Raw genomic sequence first — 14,163 nt, 5'->3', positions numbered from 1 at the left:
AAATAATTACAAAGTGAAGTTGAGATGATGCGGTCTCAACTTCATTTTCAAATAGTAAGCAAAATAGTGAGGTTTAACTTAAGATAATGTGTAGGTGGAGTGACTCAGTATGCCTATGACGCTACAGGTAGCTTGGCAAAAGAAACAGATGCCAACGGTCATAGCACCAACTATGTCAATGACCAGCTAGAAAAAGTAGCCAAGTCCGATGGGAAAACCATCAGCTGTATTAGTTTTCGTAACATTAGTACATTATTTTAAGATGCCTTTTCAACTGTATTTCAATTTATAAAGAATAATGATCTTTTGAAAACATTTACACTTACTTGAATTAAGTCATTTGCTTAAAATTGTGGTATAATCGTTCAGTTAGAAAATAAATTTTTGAATACAATAGAGGAAATCATGACAAAATTAAGAGAAGATATCCGTAATATCGCGATTATCGCCCACGTCGACCACGGTAAAACGACCCTCGTTGACGAATTGTTGAAACAATCTGAAACTCTTGACGCGCGTACAGAGTTAGCTGAGCGTGCAATGGACTCAAACGATATTGAGAAAGAGCGTGGAATCACCATCCTTGCGAAAAATACAGCAGTTGCCTACAACGGAACTCGTATCAACATCATGGACACACCAGGACACGCGGACTTCGGTGGAGAAGTTGAACGTATCATGAAAATGGTTGACGGTGTTGTTTTGGTCGTAGATGCTTACGAAGGAACTATGCCACAGACTCGTTTCGTATTGAAAAAAGCCTTGGAACAAGACCTTGTGCCTATCGTTGTGGTTAACAAAATTGATAAGCCATCAGCTCGTCCAGCAGAAGTAGTGGATGAAGTCTTGGAACTTTTCATCGAGCTTGGTGCGGATGATGACCAACTTGACTTCCCAGTTGTTTATGCGTCAGCTATCAACGGAACATCTTCATTGTCAGATGATCCAGCAGACCAAGAAAAGACTATGGCGCCAATCTTTGACACTATTATCGACCACATTCCAGCTCCAGTTGATAACTCAGATGAGCCCCTTCAATTCCAAGTGTCACTTTTGGACTACAACGACTTCGTAGGTCGTATCGGTATCGGACGTGTCTTCCGTGGTAGTGTAAAGGTTGGGGATCAAGTAACCCTTTCTAAATTGGATGGTACAACTAAGAACTTCCGTGTCACAAAACTCTTTGGTTTCTTTGGTTTGGAACGTCGTGAAATTCAAGAAGCCAAAGCTGGTGACTTGATTGCCGTTTCAGGTATGGAAGATATCTTCGTTGGTGAAACAATTACTCCTACAGACGCAGTTGAAGCTCTTCCAGTTCTTCACATCGATGAGCCAACACTTCAAATGACCTTCTTGGTCAACAACTCACCATTTGCTGGTCGTGAAGGTAAATGGGTCACTTCTCGTAAGGTTGAAGAGCGCCTTCAAGCAGAATTGCAAACAGACGTTTCTCTTCGTGTTGAACCAACTGACTCACCAGATAAATGGACTGTATCAGGACGTGGGGAATTGCACTTGTCAATCCTTATCGAAACAATGCGTCGTGAGGGCTATGAGCTTCAAGTATCTCGTCCAGAAGTTATCGTAAAAGAAATTGATGGCGTCAAATGTGAACCATTTGAACGCGTGCAAATCGACACACCTGAAGAATACCAAGGATCCGTTATCCAAAGTCTTTCTGAACGTAAAGGTGAAATGTTGGATATGATCTCAACTGGTAATGGTCAAACTCGTTTGGTCTTCCTCGTTCCTGCGCGTGGTTTGATTGGATACTCAACTGAGTTCTTGTCAATGACTCGTGGTTACGGTATCATGAACCACACCTTCGACCAATACTTGCCTTTGATTCCAGGTGAAATTGGTGGTCGTCACCGTGGTGCCCTTGTTTCTATCGATGCTGGTAAGGCTACAACTTACTCAATCATGTCTATCGAAGAACGCGGTACTATCTTTGTCAACCCAGGTACTGAGGTTTACGAAGGAATGATCATCGGTGAAAACTCTCGTGAAAATGACTTGACAGTTAATATCACTAAAGCGAAACAAATGACCAACGTTCGTTCCGCTACTAAGGACCAAACAGCGGTTATCAAGACTCCTCGTATCTTGACTCTTGAAGAATCACTTGAGTTCTTGAACGACGATGAGTACATGGAAGTAACGCCTGAGTCTATCCGTTTGCGTAAACAAATCCTTAACAAGGCAGAGCGTGAGAAAGCAAACAAAAAGAAAAAATCAGCTGAATAAGAGCTAGAAAGAGCAGAAAATGGTCTATTTAATCATAGGGATTTTATTACTCTTACTCTATGTATTTGCGACACCTCAAAGTATCAAGGGAACAGTCAACATTGTTATTCTAGTATTTGCTTTTGTTGCCCTATTGATTCTATTGATGTTGTCAATCTTACAAATCTTCCAACTGCCAACAGAATTCTTTATCACAGTAGCTATGCTTGCTCTCACTTACTTTAGTCTGCGAGATATATCCTTAATGTCGGTGAAAAAGAGATAGGCAAATGGCTGTGGAGTTTTGCTAGAATTCAGTAATGATATTTATAAAACATACCACAAGTGAAGTCAGAAAAACTGATTTCACTTGTGGTTTTTTTACTCTGTAACAAAGAAATCATATTTAATTTTCTTACGATTGACTATAAAGGTAAGCAAGAAGTGATTTTCAGTCCTGAACGAATGAAGCAATTGATGGAAGAAGCGGTAAAAGAAGAACTTGCTCAGATTAAAGCAGGAAATATCAGCCAAAAACAATACCGTTTTATTGAAACTCCTGTTCAGAAGTTGAAAAAAGCTATATACAAGGCATATCTCAAGGAATCAAATGAGTTTAGAAATTCCATCTATACTTCTTAAGAGCAAGATAAGTCAATCATTTAAAAGTTTCATAAGAGTTCATGCCAATTTTGATATTCTGTAAGAATGATTTACTAGTTAGCTAGGTTTAAGACAGAAAAACACCTTTTGAATGGCAAGTTTTTGCGGTTCAAAAGGTGTTTTAGTTATTAAGATAAATCGCTATCTTCTTTAGCATAGCGTTGATAGAAGTCAGCTTTCAGTTGGATAAAGTTTTCCAATTCGCGCAGGAGTTGGAGCAAGGTTGCGCGTGTTTCAAATTCTTCCCTTGTTTTAGGGAGGTTACGATTGCGAAATACCTGCAGGTAGCTTTCAATATCATTTAATAAATCGTTGGCTGGATTGGTCTGACTGAGTTGATCCGCAATTTTAGCAAATAGCTGGGCAAGGATTAGGCTTTCGCTTGCTGCTAGATTACAGGTGTTGATTTGCTGAGCCATATTGCGAAGAATGCGACTCTGTCTCTGTCTCATTTCAAAATAGTGGATATGGTAATCGGTTTGGTGAAAAAGATGATCCGAATGGTCTAGATAGACGAGTTTGAGAGCTTCTTCGAGGAGTTGGTCCAGTTCTTCAATAAGTTGTGCACGGTTTCGGCCATCACCTTTTCCAAGGTAATATTCAAAACGAAGTAGGATATGCTTGAGTTTTTCTTCTACCTTGAGATGATAGAGATAGATCTCTTTTTGCCGAGAAGGCATATAGAGATTGACAGTCAAGGCAAAGCTGGTACCGATGAGAAATAGGAGGAGTTCATTCGCTAGTAGTTCTGGTGAGGTAGACTCTTGAACCAAGAGATGACTGACCAAGACACTACTAGGGGTAATCCCAATTTCCCAGCCGAATTTGTAGGCAAGAGGGACATAGAGGGCCAGATAGAGACCAAAACTCCAAATATGGTAGCCAGTCAGTTGAAAGGCCAGAACACCGATAGACAGAGCTAGCAGGGTTGAGAATAATCGGTTTTTAGCCAGTTTGATCGTGCTTCTACGGGTATCTGATAAGCTCAAAAGGGCGATGATACCAGCAGAAACAGCCGAAGATAAATCAAGAAAGTAGGCTAGAACACAGGCTAGACAAGTGGCTAAAACAAGTTTAAAAGTACGTTGGGTGATAGACATGAGACATTTCCTAAACTGAATGATAGAAACCAGACAAAGAGGTTGGGACAAAAGATCCCGACCTCACTTTTTATTAGCAATCAAACTTTGACGCGGTAGCTGATTGAACTTTTTGTTCGTCTTTTAGACTCCAAAAAGCTCCTAATCATCCTCGCGGGGCTGGGACTACGAAATCGAGACTTTGTCTATCGATTTCTGTCCCACCGCCCTTGATTATTTTTTTCGAGTAGAAGCAAATTCGGCAACTGCTGTAAAGAGTACATCTGTTGAAGAGTTGAGAGCTGTTTCGCAAGAGTCTTGGATAACACCGATGACAAATCCTACCCCCACAACCTGCATGGCAATATCGTTTGAAATACCAAAAAGGCTACAAGCGACAGGGATGAGAAGGAGTGAGCCACCCGCAATACCAGAAGCCCCACAGGCTGAGATGGCTGCAACGATACTGAGTACAAAGGCTGTTGCAAAATCAACTGAGATTCCAAGGGTATTGACAGCAGCTAGGGTTAAGATGTTGATGGTAACAGCAGCTCCAGCCATATTGATAGTTGATCCAAGTGGGATAGAGACAGAATAGGTATCTGGATTAAGACCTAGATCCTCACAGAGTTTCATATTAACAGGGATATTAGCAGCGGAACTTCGGGTGAAAAAGGCTGTGACTCCGCTGATACGCAAACATTTCCAAACAAGTGGATAAGGATTTTTCTTGATAAAGAGAAAAGCAATCAGAGGATTGATCACTAGGGCAACGAAAACCATAGTGGCAATCAAAAGTCCGAGTAAGATTCCGTAATTTGCTAAACTAGCGATACCTTGGTCTGAGATGGTTTTGAAGACTAACCCGAGGATACCAAATGGCGCAAGGTTGATGATCCATTCGACAATTTTTGAAGTCACACTGGCCATTGTTTTGAGTAGCTCCTTGCTATTTTTGCTAGCTTCTCGCATGGCAATCCCAAAGACGATAGCCCAAGACAAAATTCCGATATAGTTAGCTTCGATGATGGCATTGACAGGATTATCTACTATTTTTAGCAGAAGATTGCTGAGCACTTGTCCGATACCGTCTGGAGGAGTAACTTCTGTGCTAGCGCTACTCAAGACCATCTGAACAGGGAAGAGAAAGCTAGCCAAAACTGCTATAAGAGCCGCAGCAAAGGTCCCCAGCAAATAGAGGAAAATGACTTTTTTCATATTGCTATCTTGACCTTTCTGGTGTTGGGAAAGGGCGTTAGCGACTAAAGCAAAAACCAGGATAGGGGCGATGGCCTTTAGTCCTCCTACAAATAAATCTCCCAATAAACCGATGCCAGTTAGATTAGGAACGAGTAGACCTAGAATAGCCCCCAAGGTCATTCCGATTCCGATCCGTTTGATCAGATTTGTTTTGTTCCAAGCACGAATAATTCTTTTCATAAAGGTCTCCTTTTTGTGTATTGTTTATGATTATAGTATAAATATACTTGAAAAGCAAGTGTCTCATAGATTTTATTAGAATAAATGAATATTTATGAAAAGGATGGCTGGGAAGGATTTATGGTATAATGGATAGAAAAGGAGTTTTATATGCAAGAATTTTTTCAACGTTATCTGGATAAATTAGATCTAACAACTGTTTTAGAAAATCTCTTGACCAAGGTGATTTCTCTTCTACTTCTTATCCTTCTATCTTATATAGCTAAAAAGTTCCTCCATGTTGCTGTACGAAAGATTGTCAAACCATCACTTAAATTTTCAAATCGAGATGCAGGTAGACAAAAGACCATTTCTCGTTTGCTTGAGAATATTTTTAACTACACACTTTATTTCTTCTTGATTTACTGTATCTTGTCTATCTTAGGGTTGCCTGTATCTAGCTTGCTTGCTGGGGCTGGGATTGCTGGAGTGGCTATCGGTATGGGGGCACAAGGCTTTCTATCAGATGTCATCAACGGCTTCTTTATTCTCTTTGAACGCCAGTTGGATGTCGGAGATGAAGTTGTTTTGACCAATGGCCCTATTACTGTATCGGGAAAAGTCGTTAGTGTCGGAATTCGAACGACTCAACTGAGAAGTGATGACCAAGCTCTTCATTTTGTTCCTAATAGGAATATCACCGTCGTTAGCAATTTTTCAAGAAAAGAAGAGAACTGAAATTTTACTTGATTTATGGTACAATAGAAAAAGTTTGGTGAAGGAGAAACGATGTTTTTAGATAAGCAGTTAGGAAATGGTTGTACCTGGATTAATCTAGATGTGGAAATCATCAAAAATCTTGAAGATTTATCTGAAATCTATGGATTGGATAAAGAAACCATCGAGTATGCGCTGGATAGAAACGAACGAGCCCACATGGATTATAACCGTGAAAATGGGACAGTGACCTTTATCTACAACGTTCTTGACTTAGAGAAGGACAAGGAATACTATGAAGCCATTCCCATGACCTTTATCGTTGAAAAACAACGAATGATTACCATCAGCAATCATAAGAACGCTTATGTCATTGATCAGATGCTAGGCTATCTTGAAAATCATGAAATCATTTCAATCTACAAGTTTCTATTTGCCGGTTTAGAGCTTATCAGCAATGCTTATTATCCTGTCATTGAACAGATGGATAAAAGTAAGGATGAAATCAGTGCCTTGTTGCGTCAAACAACCACTAAAAAAAATCTCTTTGCCCTCTCTGACTTGGAAACTGGTATGGTTTATCTAACGGCAGCGGCTAAACAAAATCGCCTCCTCTTGGAGCATATCCAGGGACATGCGCTTTATCGGAACTTTAACGAAGTGGAAAGAGAGCAGTTTGATGATGCTATGATTGAAGCTCATCAGTTGGTGTCCATGACAGATTTGATTTCTCAAGTCTTGCAACAACTCTCCGCTTCTTACAACAACATCCTAAACAATAACCTGAATGATAGTTTGACAACCTTGACCATTATCTCAGTTTTGCTAGCCATTCTTGCAGTCATTACAGGATTTTTCGGAATGAATGTCCCTCTGCCATTTACAGAAGAGCCCAATGCTTGGATTTATATCTTAATAGCAAGTTTGATTTTATGGGCAGCCTTATCTCAATGGCTGAAGAAAATTACTAGAAAATAAAAGAGAAGGAGACAGAATGGCGATTGAAAATTACATGCCAGATTTTGCTGTGGAAGCAGTTTATGATTTGACAGTCCAAAGCCTGAAAAACCAAGGGATCAAAGCTGTTTTGGTGGATTTGGACAACACTCTGATTGCTTGGAATAACCCTGATGGGACTCCAGAAATGAAGCAGTGGTTACATGACCTTCGTGATGCTGGTATTCGCATCATCGTGGTGTCTAACAACTCTAAAAAAAGAGTTCAACGTGCAGTTGAAAAATTTGGAATTGACTATGTTTATTGGGCTTTGAAGCCCTTTACTTTCGGGATTGATCGTGCCATGAAGGAATTCCACTATGAGAAAAACGAAGTGGTCATGGTTGGAGATCAGCTCATGACGGATATTCGAGCGGCCCATCGAGCTGGTATTCGCTCGATTTTGGTCAAACCCTTGGTCCAGCACGACTCTATTAAGACTCAGATTAACCGAGCGCGTGAGCGTCGTGTGATGAGAAAAATCGCTGAAAAATACGGACCGATTACATATAAAAAAGGAATCTAATTATGGAAGAAATTCTCTGTATTGGTTGTGGAGCAACTATTCAGACTACAGATAAGACTGGGCTTGGTTTCACCCCCCAGTCGGCACTCGAAAAAGGTTTGGAGGCAGGTGAAGTCTATTGTCAACGCTGTTTTCGTCTTCGTCACTACAATGAAATCACTGATGTTCAGTTAACGGATGATGATTTCCTCAAACTCTTGCACGAGGTTGGAGATAGCGATGCCTTGGTGGTCAATGTCATTGATATTTTTGATTTCAATGGCTCTGTTATCCCAGGTTTGCCACGCTTTGTGTCGGGAAATGATGTGCTCTTGGTTGGAAACAAAAAAGATATCCTACCTAAGTCGGTGAAACCAGGTAAGATTAGCCAGTGGCTGATGGAGCGTGCTCACGAGGAAGGCTTGCGTCCTGTTGATGTCGTCTTGACTTCAGCCCAAAACAAGCATGCCATTAAGGAAGTCATTGACAAGATCGAGCACTACCGTAAGGGACGTGATGTCTATGTTGTTGGGGTGACCAATGTCGGGAAATCAACCCTTATCAACGCCATTATCCAAGAAATTACAGGTGACCAGAACGTCATCACAACTTCACGCTTCCCAGGAACAACTCTAGATAAGATTGAAATTCCACTCGATGATGGAACTTATATCTACGATACACCAGGGATTATCCATCGTCACCAGATGGCTCACTACTTGACTGCTAAAAACCTCAAGTATGTCAGTCCTAAAAAGGAAATCAAGCCAAAAACCTATCAGCTAAACCCTGAACAAACCCTATTTTTAGGTGGATTGGGACGCTTTGACTTTATTGCAGGAGAAAAGCAAGGTTTTACAGCCTTCTTTGACAATGAACTCAAACTTCATCGTACCAAGCTAGAGGGAGCTAGTGTCTTTTACGACAAGCACCTTGGAACCCTCCTTACGCCACCAAATAGCAAGGAAAAAGAAGATTTTCCAAAACTAGTCCAACATGTATTTACCATCAAGGACAAAACTGACCTAGTCATCTCAGGACTAGGTTGGATTCGAGTGACAGGCACCGCCAAAGTCGCCGTCTGGGCACCAGAAGGCGTCGCCGTCGTCACACGAAAAGCAATTATTTAAAATAAAATCACCGAGCGAACAAAGTGAGCTCATAAAAAGATAGTTATTGCCGTGGTGTCTTGCCAATCTTTAGATTGGCAAGGGGCACAATTGAGACCTAGGCTCAATTGTGAGGTTAGGAAATCCATTTTTCAAAGATGAAATCATTGAAAAATTAGTTCCGACCGTCCCTCACCACCTAAAATAACTATCAAAAAAGGAAGAAAGAATATGTCATTAACATCGAAACAACGTGCCTTCCTCAACAGCCAGGCACACACCCTCAAACCCATTATCCAAATCGGGAAAAATGGTCTCAACGACCAAATCAAAACCAGTGTTCGTCAGGCTCTTGATGCTCGTGAATTGATCAAGGTTACACTCTTGCAAAACACAGATGAGAATATCCACGAAGTAGCTGAAATCTTGGAAGAAGAAATCGGTGTGGATACAGTCCAAAAAATTGGACGCATCTTGATTTTGTATAAACAATCAAGCAAAAAAGAAAATCGCAAGATTTCTAAAAAAGTTAAAGAAATCTAAGAACGATACTCCCAAAAGCTGTTTTTACAGAAGAGTAAAGGAGATTAACCTATGGCAATCGAATTATTAACTCCCTTTACGAAAGTGGAGTTAGAGCCAGAAATCAAGGATAAAAAACGGAAACAAGTCGGTATTTTAGGAGGGAATTTTAATCCCGTTCATAATGCCCATCTGATTGTTGCAGATCAAGTGCGCCAACAGTTGGGATTGGATCAGGTTCTGCTCATGCCCGAATACCAACCACCTCACGTAGATAAAAAGGAAACCATTCCTGAACACCATCGCCTCAAGATGTTAGAATTGGCGATTGATGGAATCGAAGGTATAGCTATTGAGACCATCGAGCTAGAGCGTAAGGGGATTTCCTACACCTACGACACCATGAAGCTTCTAACAGAGAAGAATCCAGATACAGATTACTATTTCATTATCGGTGCCGATATGGTAGACTATTTGCCTAAGTGGTACCGAATTGATGAGTTGGTGGAACTAGTTCAGTTTGTAGGGGTTCAACGTCCGCGTTACAAGGCAGGGACTTCTTATCCAGTTATCTGGGTGGATGTGCCTCTCATGGATATTTCGTCTAGTATGGTGCGTGACTTCATTGCCCAAGGACGAAAACCTAACTTTCTCCTACCCAAACCAGTGCTAGACTATATTGAGAAAGAAGGGCTTTACTGATGGCATACCAAGACTATATCAACTGTTCCCGTGAGGAATTGTTGGAAAAAATGGCAGAGCTTCTACCTGAAAAACGCTTAACCCATTGCTTGGGTGTGGAGCGTGCAGCCATAGAACTGGCTCAGCGCTTTGGAGTCGATGTTGAGAAAGCAGGTCTAGCAGGCCTTCTTCATGACTATGCTAAAAAGCTGTCAGATCAGGAATTTTTAGACTTGATTGACCGTTACCAGCTAGACCCTGACCTCAAAAACTGGGGTAATAATATCTGGCATGGGATAGTCGGTATTTACAAGATTCAGGAAGATTTGAACTTGCAAGATCCTGAAATTTTACGGGCTATCGAAATTCATACAGTCGGAGCAAGTCAGATGACAGACCTTGATAAGGTTATCTACGTCGCAGACTATATCGAGCACAATCGTGTCTTTCCAGGAGTAGATGTGGCGCGTGAAATTGCTGAGCTATCGCTCAATAAGGCGGTGGCCTACGAGACAGCTCATACCGTGGAGCATTTAGCGCATCAGGGATTTCCCATCTATCCCCAAACCCTTGAAACCTATAACGCCTATGTGCACTATTTGAAAGAGGATTAAATGAAGACGGCTTTTATAATCATTGATGTTCAGAATATTTTAGTGAAAACTGGGTTTCAGATAAAAAGTCTATTGGAAAAAATTTCTTATTTACAAAACCAGGCTAGAAGCAAGAATATCGAAATTATTTATGTTCAACATATTGAGAACTCTGCAGCTCAAACATCAGAAGATTGGCAGTTATCTGAGCTTTTAAGTCGAAAACCTAATGAAAAGGTCTTTCAGAAGAAGTATAACAGCATTTTCAAAGAAACTGGTTTAAAAGAATACTTGGATAAACAGGGGATTGAAAAATTAGTTTTATGTGGTATGCAGACAGAATATTGTGTGGATACCTCTGTCAAGGTTGCCTTTGAATATGGCTATCAGCTTATTATTCCAGAAGGAACTTGCACAACGTTTGATGGCGATGACATTCCAGCAGAAACGATAAATGAATTTTATGAGGACATTTGGGAGGAGCGCTTTGCAGATGTCCTAGATTACAAACATATTTTCTAGAAAGAGGACTAAATGAACGAAAAAGAATTACTAGAACTAGTCGTGAAAGCGGCTGATGAGAAACGTGCCGAGGATATCCTCGCACTTGATGTACAAGATTTGACCAGTGTGACAGACTACTTTGTTATCACTAGCTCTATGAATAGCCGTCAGTTGGACGCTATCGCTGATAATATCCGTGAAAAAGTAGCGGAAGCTGGTTTTAAAGGCAGCCATATCGAAGGCGATGCAGCTGGAGGTTGGGTCTTGCTAGACCTCGGTGGAGTTGTAGTGCATATCTTCTCAGAAGAAATGCGTGCCCACTATAACCTAGAAAAACTATGGCATGAGGCAGATTCTGTAGATATTTCAGAAACCTTAGCATAGGAGATGAACTCAGTTGCAGTCAACTGGGTTTTATTTGCTTATTTTAGAAAAATTGATTGAAAGGTAAAGGGCGAGTGGTGTTTGCCATGGACGCTCTTGGTATCATGATTATGGCAACTTATGCAACTTTTGCGGCGGTCTATGATGCGGTCATGGATGATAGTTTATATGACAAATGGACGGACTTTTCGCTACGCCATTTGCCTAAAACCAAGGACAGAAAGAAGCTTTTGGAATTGGCTTGTGGGACAGGGATCCAGTCCGTTCGCTTTTCGCAAGCTGGTTTTGATGTGACTGGATTTGATTTGAGTGCGGATATGTTGAAGATTGCCGAAAAGAGAGCGGCTTCAGCCAAGCAAAAGATTGATTTCATTGAAGGCAATATGCTGGATTTGTCCAAGGCAGGTAAATACGACTTTGTGACCTGCTATTCCGATTCAATCTGTTACATGCAGGATGAAGTGGAAGTAGGGGATGTCTTTAAAGAAGTCTATAATGCCCTCAATGAAGATGGTGTCTTTATCTTTGATGTGCATTCGACCTACCAGACTGATGAGGTCTTTCCAGGTTATTCTTATCATGAAAATGCGGAAGATTTTGCCATGCTTTGGGATACTTACGAGGATGAAGCTCCTCACTCCATCGTGCATGAGTTGACTTTTTTTATCAAGGAAGCGGATGGTTCCTTTAGTCGTCATGATGAAGTCCATGAAGAGCGTACTTATGAAGTCTTAACCTATGATATTCTGCTGGAACAGGCTGGTTTCAAGTCCTTCAAACTCTTTGCGGACTTTGAGGATAAGGATCCAACTGAAACCAGTACCCGTTGGTTTTTCGTCGCGCAGAAGTAGGAGATTACCATGACCATTACAGGTATTATCGCGGAATTTAATCCCTTTCATAATGGCCATAAATACCTGTTGGAACAGGCAGAGGGATTGAAAATTGTAGCCATGTCTGGAAATTTCATGCAGCGTGGGGAGCCTGCTATTGTGGACAAGTGGACACGGGCTCAGATGGCGCTGGAACATGGTGCGGATTTGGTCGTAGAATTGCCCTTTTTAGTCAGTGTCCAAGCGGCGGATTTTTTCGGCCAAGGTGCAGTGGCTATCTTGGCTCGTTTGGGGATTGATACCCTGGCATTTGGGACAGAAGAAGTTCTGGATTACCAGCAAATAGCGAATTTATATAGTGAACGTGGTCAAGAGATGGAATTCTTCATGGAAAACTTACCGGATTCTCTTTCTTACCCTCAGAAAACCCAAGCCATGTGGAAGGAATTTGCGGACCTTGATTTTTCAGGTGATACGCCCAATCATGTCCTTGCTCTCGCCTATGCCAAGGCAGTAGCAGGGCGAAACATCAGCCTTCATCCAATCAAACGTCAGGGAGCTGGTTACCATTCTGTAGCCAAGGATGTGGACTTTGCCTCGGCGACAGCTCTTCGTCAGCATCAAAATGATCAAGATTTCTTAGAATGCTTTATGCCTTCCGTTAACCTCTTTGAAAATGCTAGTAAGGTGAGCTGGGAAGATTATTATCCTTTGCTTCGCTATCAAATCTTTTCAAATCCAGAACTAACTACTATCTATCAGGTTAATCAAGAGATGGCTGTGCGCATTAAGGAAACCATCAAAACAGCCCAATCTGTGGAAGAATTAGTCGAGGCAGTTTCCACCAAACGGTACACCAAAGCGCGTGTGCGACGCCTCTTGACTTATATCTTGGTGCAAGCCAGAGAAAGTGACCTGCCAGAAGCCATTCACGTCCTCGGTTTTACCGAAAAAGGCAGACAACACCTTAAAACTCTTAAGGAGCAGGTTAATCTAGTTAGCCGAATCGGTAAAGAACCCTGGGATGCTATGACTCAAAAGGCAGACCAAATTTATCAACTGGGACACCCAAGTATCGCAGAACAAAATTTTGGTCGAGTGCCAATCAGAATCGAATCAAACTAAGTCTACTGAAAGGTAGGCTTTTTTATATTTTTTTGAATGAACAGATGAGAAAGGAAAAACTTGTACAAGTTCCTGACATTTTTTTCCTTTTCGTGTATAATAATGGAAAAGAGGTAAAACGAGGTATGGTTATGGAAGCAGTTCTTTACTCAACATTCCGAAATCATTTGAAGGACTATATGAAGAAGGTAAACGATGAGTTTGAACCTTTGACTGTGGTCAACAAAAATCCTGACGAAGACATTGTTGTCCTTTCAAAGAGTGAGTGGGATAGTATTCAAGAAACCTTGAGAATTGCTCAGAATAAGGAGCTTTCTGACAAGGTCTTGCGAGGAATGTCCCAAGTTCGTGCAGGACATACTCAGGTGCATGTGATTGAGGAGTGATGGATGCTACTCAAGTTCACAGAAGATGCCTGGGCGGATTATTGCTACTGGCAAAACCAAGATAAGAAAACACTAAAAAGAATTAACAAATTAATTAAGGATATTCAACATGATCCTTTCACAGGCATAGGTAAACCAGAACCGCTCAAATATGATTACCAAGGAGCTTGGTCGCGTCGTATTGACGCAGAAAATCGCTTGATTTACATGATGGATGGAGATAGCGTGGCTTTTTTGTCCTTTAAAGATCATTACTAAGTCTACTGGGAGGTAGGCTTTTTTATTTTAGGGATCTTAGTAAGTGAATTGAAGATAAAGTTTTTTGGAAAATGACAGATTTTCTAACTTAAAAAGCTGGTTAAAAATTTTAGTATAATAACTAGATTCTTGTCCCTTGAATCCGCTTTATAACTCTTATTTT

General features: G+C 41.0%; 19 protein-coding genes. 17 read left to right on the top strand and 2 right to left on the bottom strand.

Annotated features, from left to right (window positions below):
- Positions 1 to 99 precede the first annotated feature (99 nt).
- The 4 genes from HMPREF2805_RS10580 (at position 100) to HMPREF2805_RS03790 (ending at position 2,868) form a co-directional block, all read left to right on the top strand.
- Positions 100 to 261: a hypothetical protein gene (locus HMPREF2805_RS10580; protein WP_083301275.1), complete on the top strand. Its 162-nt coding sequence runs from the start codon at positions 100 to 102 to the stop codon at positions 259 to 261.
- 144 nt (positions 262 to 405) lie between these two features.
- Positions 406 to 2,247 carry a translational GTPase TypA gene (typA, locus tag HMPREF2805_RS03800; protein ID WP_075231460.1) on the top strand — a complete coding sequence of 614 codons (1,842 nt, stop codon included), beginning with the start codon at positions 406 to 408 and terminating at the stop codon, positions 2,245 to 2,247.
- A gap of 19 nt (positions 2,248 to 2,266) precedes the next feature.
- A complete protein-coding gene (locus HMPREF2805_RS03795) occupies positions 2,267 to 2,512 on the top strand; it encodes a DUF3165 family protein (RefSeq protein WP_075229332.1) in 246 nt (81 codons plus the stop codon).
- A 59-nt stretch (positions 2,513 to 2,571) separates the two neighbouring features.
- Positions 2,572 to 2,868 carry a ZmpA/ZmpB/ZmpC family metallo-endopeptidase gene (locus HMPREF2805_RS03790; RefSeq protein WP_075231459.1) on the top strand — a complete coding sequence of 99 codons (297 nt, stop codon included), beginning with the start codon at positions 2,572 to 2,574 and terminating at the stop codon, positions 2,866 to 2,868.
- 149 nt (positions 2,869 to 3,017) lie between these two features.
- Here the strand turns inward: HMPREF2805_RS03790 and HMPREF2805_RS03785 are convergent, their stop codons facing one another.
- Together HMPREF2805_RS03785 and sstT are read right to left on the bottom strand one after the other, a co-directional pair.
- Positions 3,018 to 3,989: an aromatic acid exporter family protein gene (locus tag HMPREF2805_RS03785; RefSeq protein ID WP_075231458.1), complete on the bottom strand. Its 972-nt coding sequence runs from the start codon at positions 3,987 to 3,989 to the stop codon at positions 3,018 to 3,020.
- A 213-nt stretch (positions 3,990 to 4,202) separates the two neighbouring features.
- The gene (sstT, locus tag HMPREF2805_RS03780; RefSeq protein ID WP_075231457.1) at positions 4,203 to 5,408 is read right to left on the bottom strand and encodes a serine/threonine transporter SstT; all 1,206 of its coding nucleotides are present in this window, start codon (positions 5,406 to 5,408) and stop codon (positions 4,203 to 4,205) included.
- A gap of 150 nt (positions 5,409 to 5,558) precedes the next feature.
- Here sstT and HMPREF2805_RS03775 point away from each other — a divergent pair, with 150 nt between their 5' ends.
- The 13 genes from HMPREF2805_RS03775 (at position 5,559) to HMPREF2805_RS03715 (ending at position 14,000) form a co-directional block, all read left to right on the top strand.
- A complete protein-coding gene (locus HMPREF2805_RS03775) occupies positions 5,559 to 6,125 on the top strand; it encodes a mechanosensitive ion channel family protein (protein WP_075231456.1) in 567 nt (188 codons plus the stop codon).
- Positions 6,126 to 6,176: 51 nt separating this feature from the next.
- Entirely contained in the window at positions 6,177 to 7,082 is a 906-nt protein-coding gene (locus tag HMPREF2805_RS03770; RefSeq protein ID WP_075231455.1) for a magnesium transporter CorA family protein, read from the top strand.
- 16 nt (positions 7,083 to 7,098) lie between these two features.
- Positions 7,099 to 7,626 carry a YqeG family HAD IIIA-type phosphatase gene (locus HMPREF2805_RS03765; protein WP_075231454.1) on the top strand — a complete coding sequence of 176 codons (528 nt, stop codon included), beginning with the start codon at positions 7,099 to 7,101 and terminating at the stop codon, positions 7,624 to 7,626.
- Positions 7,627 to 7,628: 2 nt separating this feature from the next.
- Positions 7,629 to 8,735: a ribosome biogenesis GTPase YqeH gene (yqeH, locus tag HMPREF2805_RS03760; RefSeq protein WP_075231453.1), complete on the top strand. Its 1,107-nt coding sequence runs from the start codon at positions 7,629 to 7,631 to the stop codon at positions 8,733 to 8,735.
- Positions 8,736 to 8,945: 210 nt separating this feature from the next.
- Positions 8,946 to 9,257 (top strand): ribosome assembly RNA-binding protein YhbY, encoded by a 312-nt coding sequence (gene yhbY, locus HMPREF2805_RS03755; RefSeq protein ID WP_000060171.1) that lies wholly within the window; start codon positions 8,946 to 8,948, stop codon positions 9,255 to 9,257.
- 51 nt (positions 9,258 to 9,308) lie between these two features.
- Positions 9,309 to 9,938 (top strand): nicotinate-nucleotide adenylyltransferase, encoded by a 630-nt coding sequence (locus HMPREF2805_RS03750; RefSeq protein ID WP_075231452.1) that lies wholly within the window; start codon positions 9,309 to 9,311, stop codon positions 9,936 to 9,938.
- Positions 9,938 to 10,531 (top strand): bis(5'-nucleosyl)-tetraphosphatase (symmetrical) YqeK, encoded by a 594-nt coding sequence (gene yqeK / locus HMPREF2805_RS03745; RefSeq protein WP_075231451.1) that lies wholly within the window; start codon positions 9,938 to 9,940, stop codon positions 10,529 to 10,531. The genes HMPREF2805_RS03750 and yqeK overlap by 1 nt, the downstream gene beginning before the upstream one ends.
- On the top strand, positions 10,532 to 11,032 hold the full coding sequence (locus HMPREF2805_RS03740; protein ID WP_075231450.1) for a cysteine hydrolase family protein: 501 nt from the start codon (positions 10,532 to 10,534) through the stop codon (positions 11,030 to 11,032). It abuts the gene before it with no gap.
- A gap of 12 nt (positions 11,033 to 11,044) precedes the next feature.
- Positions 11,045 to 11,398 (top strand): ribosome silencing factor, encoded by a 354-nt coding sequence (rsfS, locus tag HMPREF2805_RS03735; RefSeq protein ID WP_075231449.1) that lies wholly within the window; start codon positions 11,045 to 11,047, stop codon positions 11,396 to 11,398.
- A 110-nt stretch (positions 11,399 to 11,508) separates the two neighbouring features.
- Positions 11,509 to 12,249 carry a class I SAM-dependent DNA methyltransferase gene (locus HMPREF2805_RS03730; protein ID WP_315940857.1) on the top strand — a complete coding sequence of 247 codons (741 nt, stop codon included), beginning with the start codon at positions 11,509 to 11,511 and terminating at the stop codon, positions 12,247 to 12,249.
- 9 nt (positions 12,250 to 12,258) lie between these two features.
- Positions 12,259 to 13,356, top strand: coding sequence for a nucleotidyltransferase (locus tag HMPREF2805_RS03725; RefSeq protein WP_075231448.1), 1,098 nt, complete (start codon positions 12,259 to 12,261; stop codon positions 13,354 to 13,356).
- Between the two features lie 131 nt (positions 13,357 to 13,487).
- Positions 13,488 to 13,742: a type II toxin-antitoxin system Phd/YefM family antitoxin gene (locus HMPREF2805_RS03720; RefSeq protein WP_186822552.1), complete on the top strand. Its 255-nt coding sequence runs from the start codon at positions 13,488 to 13,490 to the stop codon at positions 13,740 to 13,742.
- 3 nt (positions 13,743 to 13,745) lie between these two features.
- Positions 13,746 to 14,000: a Txe/YoeB family addiction module toxin gene (locus HMPREF2805_RS03715; RefSeq protein ID WP_075231447.1), complete on the top strand. Its 255-nt coding sequence runs from the start codon at positions 13,746 to 13,748 to the stop codon at positions 13,998 to 14,000.
- Positions 14,001 to 14,163 lie beyond the last annotated feature (163 nt).

Origin of the sequence: Streptococcus sp. HMSC034E03, from assembly GCF_001811505.1 — a bacterium.
In the GTDB taxonomy this organism is placed as follows: Bacteria; Bacillota; Bacilli; order Lactobacillales; family Streptococcaceae; genus Streptococcus.
This window is presented reverse-complemented; position numbering and strand designations above follow the sequence as displayed.

Bases quoted from the DNA above. Each gene is read 5' to 3' on its own strand.
- sstT (WP_075231457.1), bottom strand. From the start codon at position 5,408: ATGAAAAGAATTATTCGTGCTTGGAACAAAACAAATCTGATCAAACGG.
- HMPREF2805_RS03750 (WP_075231452.1), top strand. From the start codon at position 9,309: ATGGCAATCGAATTATTAACTCCCTTTACGAAAGTGGAGTTAGAGCCA.
- HMPREF2805_RS03715 (WP_075231447.1), top strand. From the start codon at position 13,746: ATGCTACTCAAGTTCACAGAAGATGCCTGGGCGGATTATTGCTACTGG.
- HMPREF2805_RS03740 (WP_075231450.1), top strand. From the start codon at position 10,532: ATGAAGACGGCTTTTATAATCATTGATGTTCAGAATATTTTAGTGAAA.
- HMPREF2805_RS03775 (WP_075231456.1), top strand. From the start codon at position 5,559: ATGCAAGAATTTTTTCAACGTTATCTGGATAAATTAGATCTAACAACT.
- HMPREF2805_RS03725 (WP_075231448.1), top strand. From the start codon at position 12,259: ATGACCATTACAGGTATTATCGCGGAATTTAATCCCTTTCATAATGGC.
- HMPREF2805_RS03785 (WP_075231458.1), bottom strand. From the start codon at position 3,989: ATGTCTATCACCCAACGTACTTTTAAACTTGTTTTAGCCACTTGTCTA.
- HMPREF2805_RS03720 (WP_186822552.1), top strand. From the start codon at position 13,488: ATGGAAGCAGTTCTTTACTCAACATTCCGAAATCATTTGAAGGACTAT.
- yqeK (WP_075231451.1), top strand. From the start codon at position 9,938: ATGGCATACCAAGACTATATCAACTGTTCCCGTGAGGAATTGTTGGAA.
- HMPREF2805_RS03730 (WP_315940857.1), top strand. From the start codon at position 11,509: ATGGCAACTTATGCAACTTTTGCGGCGGTCTATGATGCGGTCATGGAT.
- rsfS (WP_075231449.1), top strand. From the start codon at position 11,045: ATGAACGAAAAAGAATTACTAGAACTAGTCGTGAAAGCGGCTGATGAG.
- typA (WP_075231460.1), top strand. From the start codon at position 406: ATGACAAAATTAAGAGAAGATATCCGTAATATCGCGATTATCGCCCAC.
- yhbY (WP_000060171.1), top strand. From the start codon at position 8,946: ATGTCATTAACATCGAAACAACGTGCCTTCCTCAACAGCCAGGCACAC.
- HMPREF2805_RS03765 (WP_075231454.1), top strand. From the start codon at position 7,099: ATGGCGATTGAAAATTACATGCCAGATTTTGCTGTGGAAGCAGTTTAT.
- yqeH (WP_075231453.1), top strand. From the start codon at position 7,629: ATGGAAGAAATTCTCTGTATTGGTTGTGGAGCAACTATTCAGACTACA.
- HMPREF2805_RS03770 (WP_075231455.1), top strand. From the start codon at position 6,177: ATGTTTTTAGATAAGCAGTTAGGAAATGGTTGTACCTGGATTAATCTA.
- HMPREF2805_RS03795 (WP_075229332.1), top strand. From the start codon at position 2,267: ATGGTCTATTTAATCATAGGGATTTTATTACTCTTACTCTATGTATTT.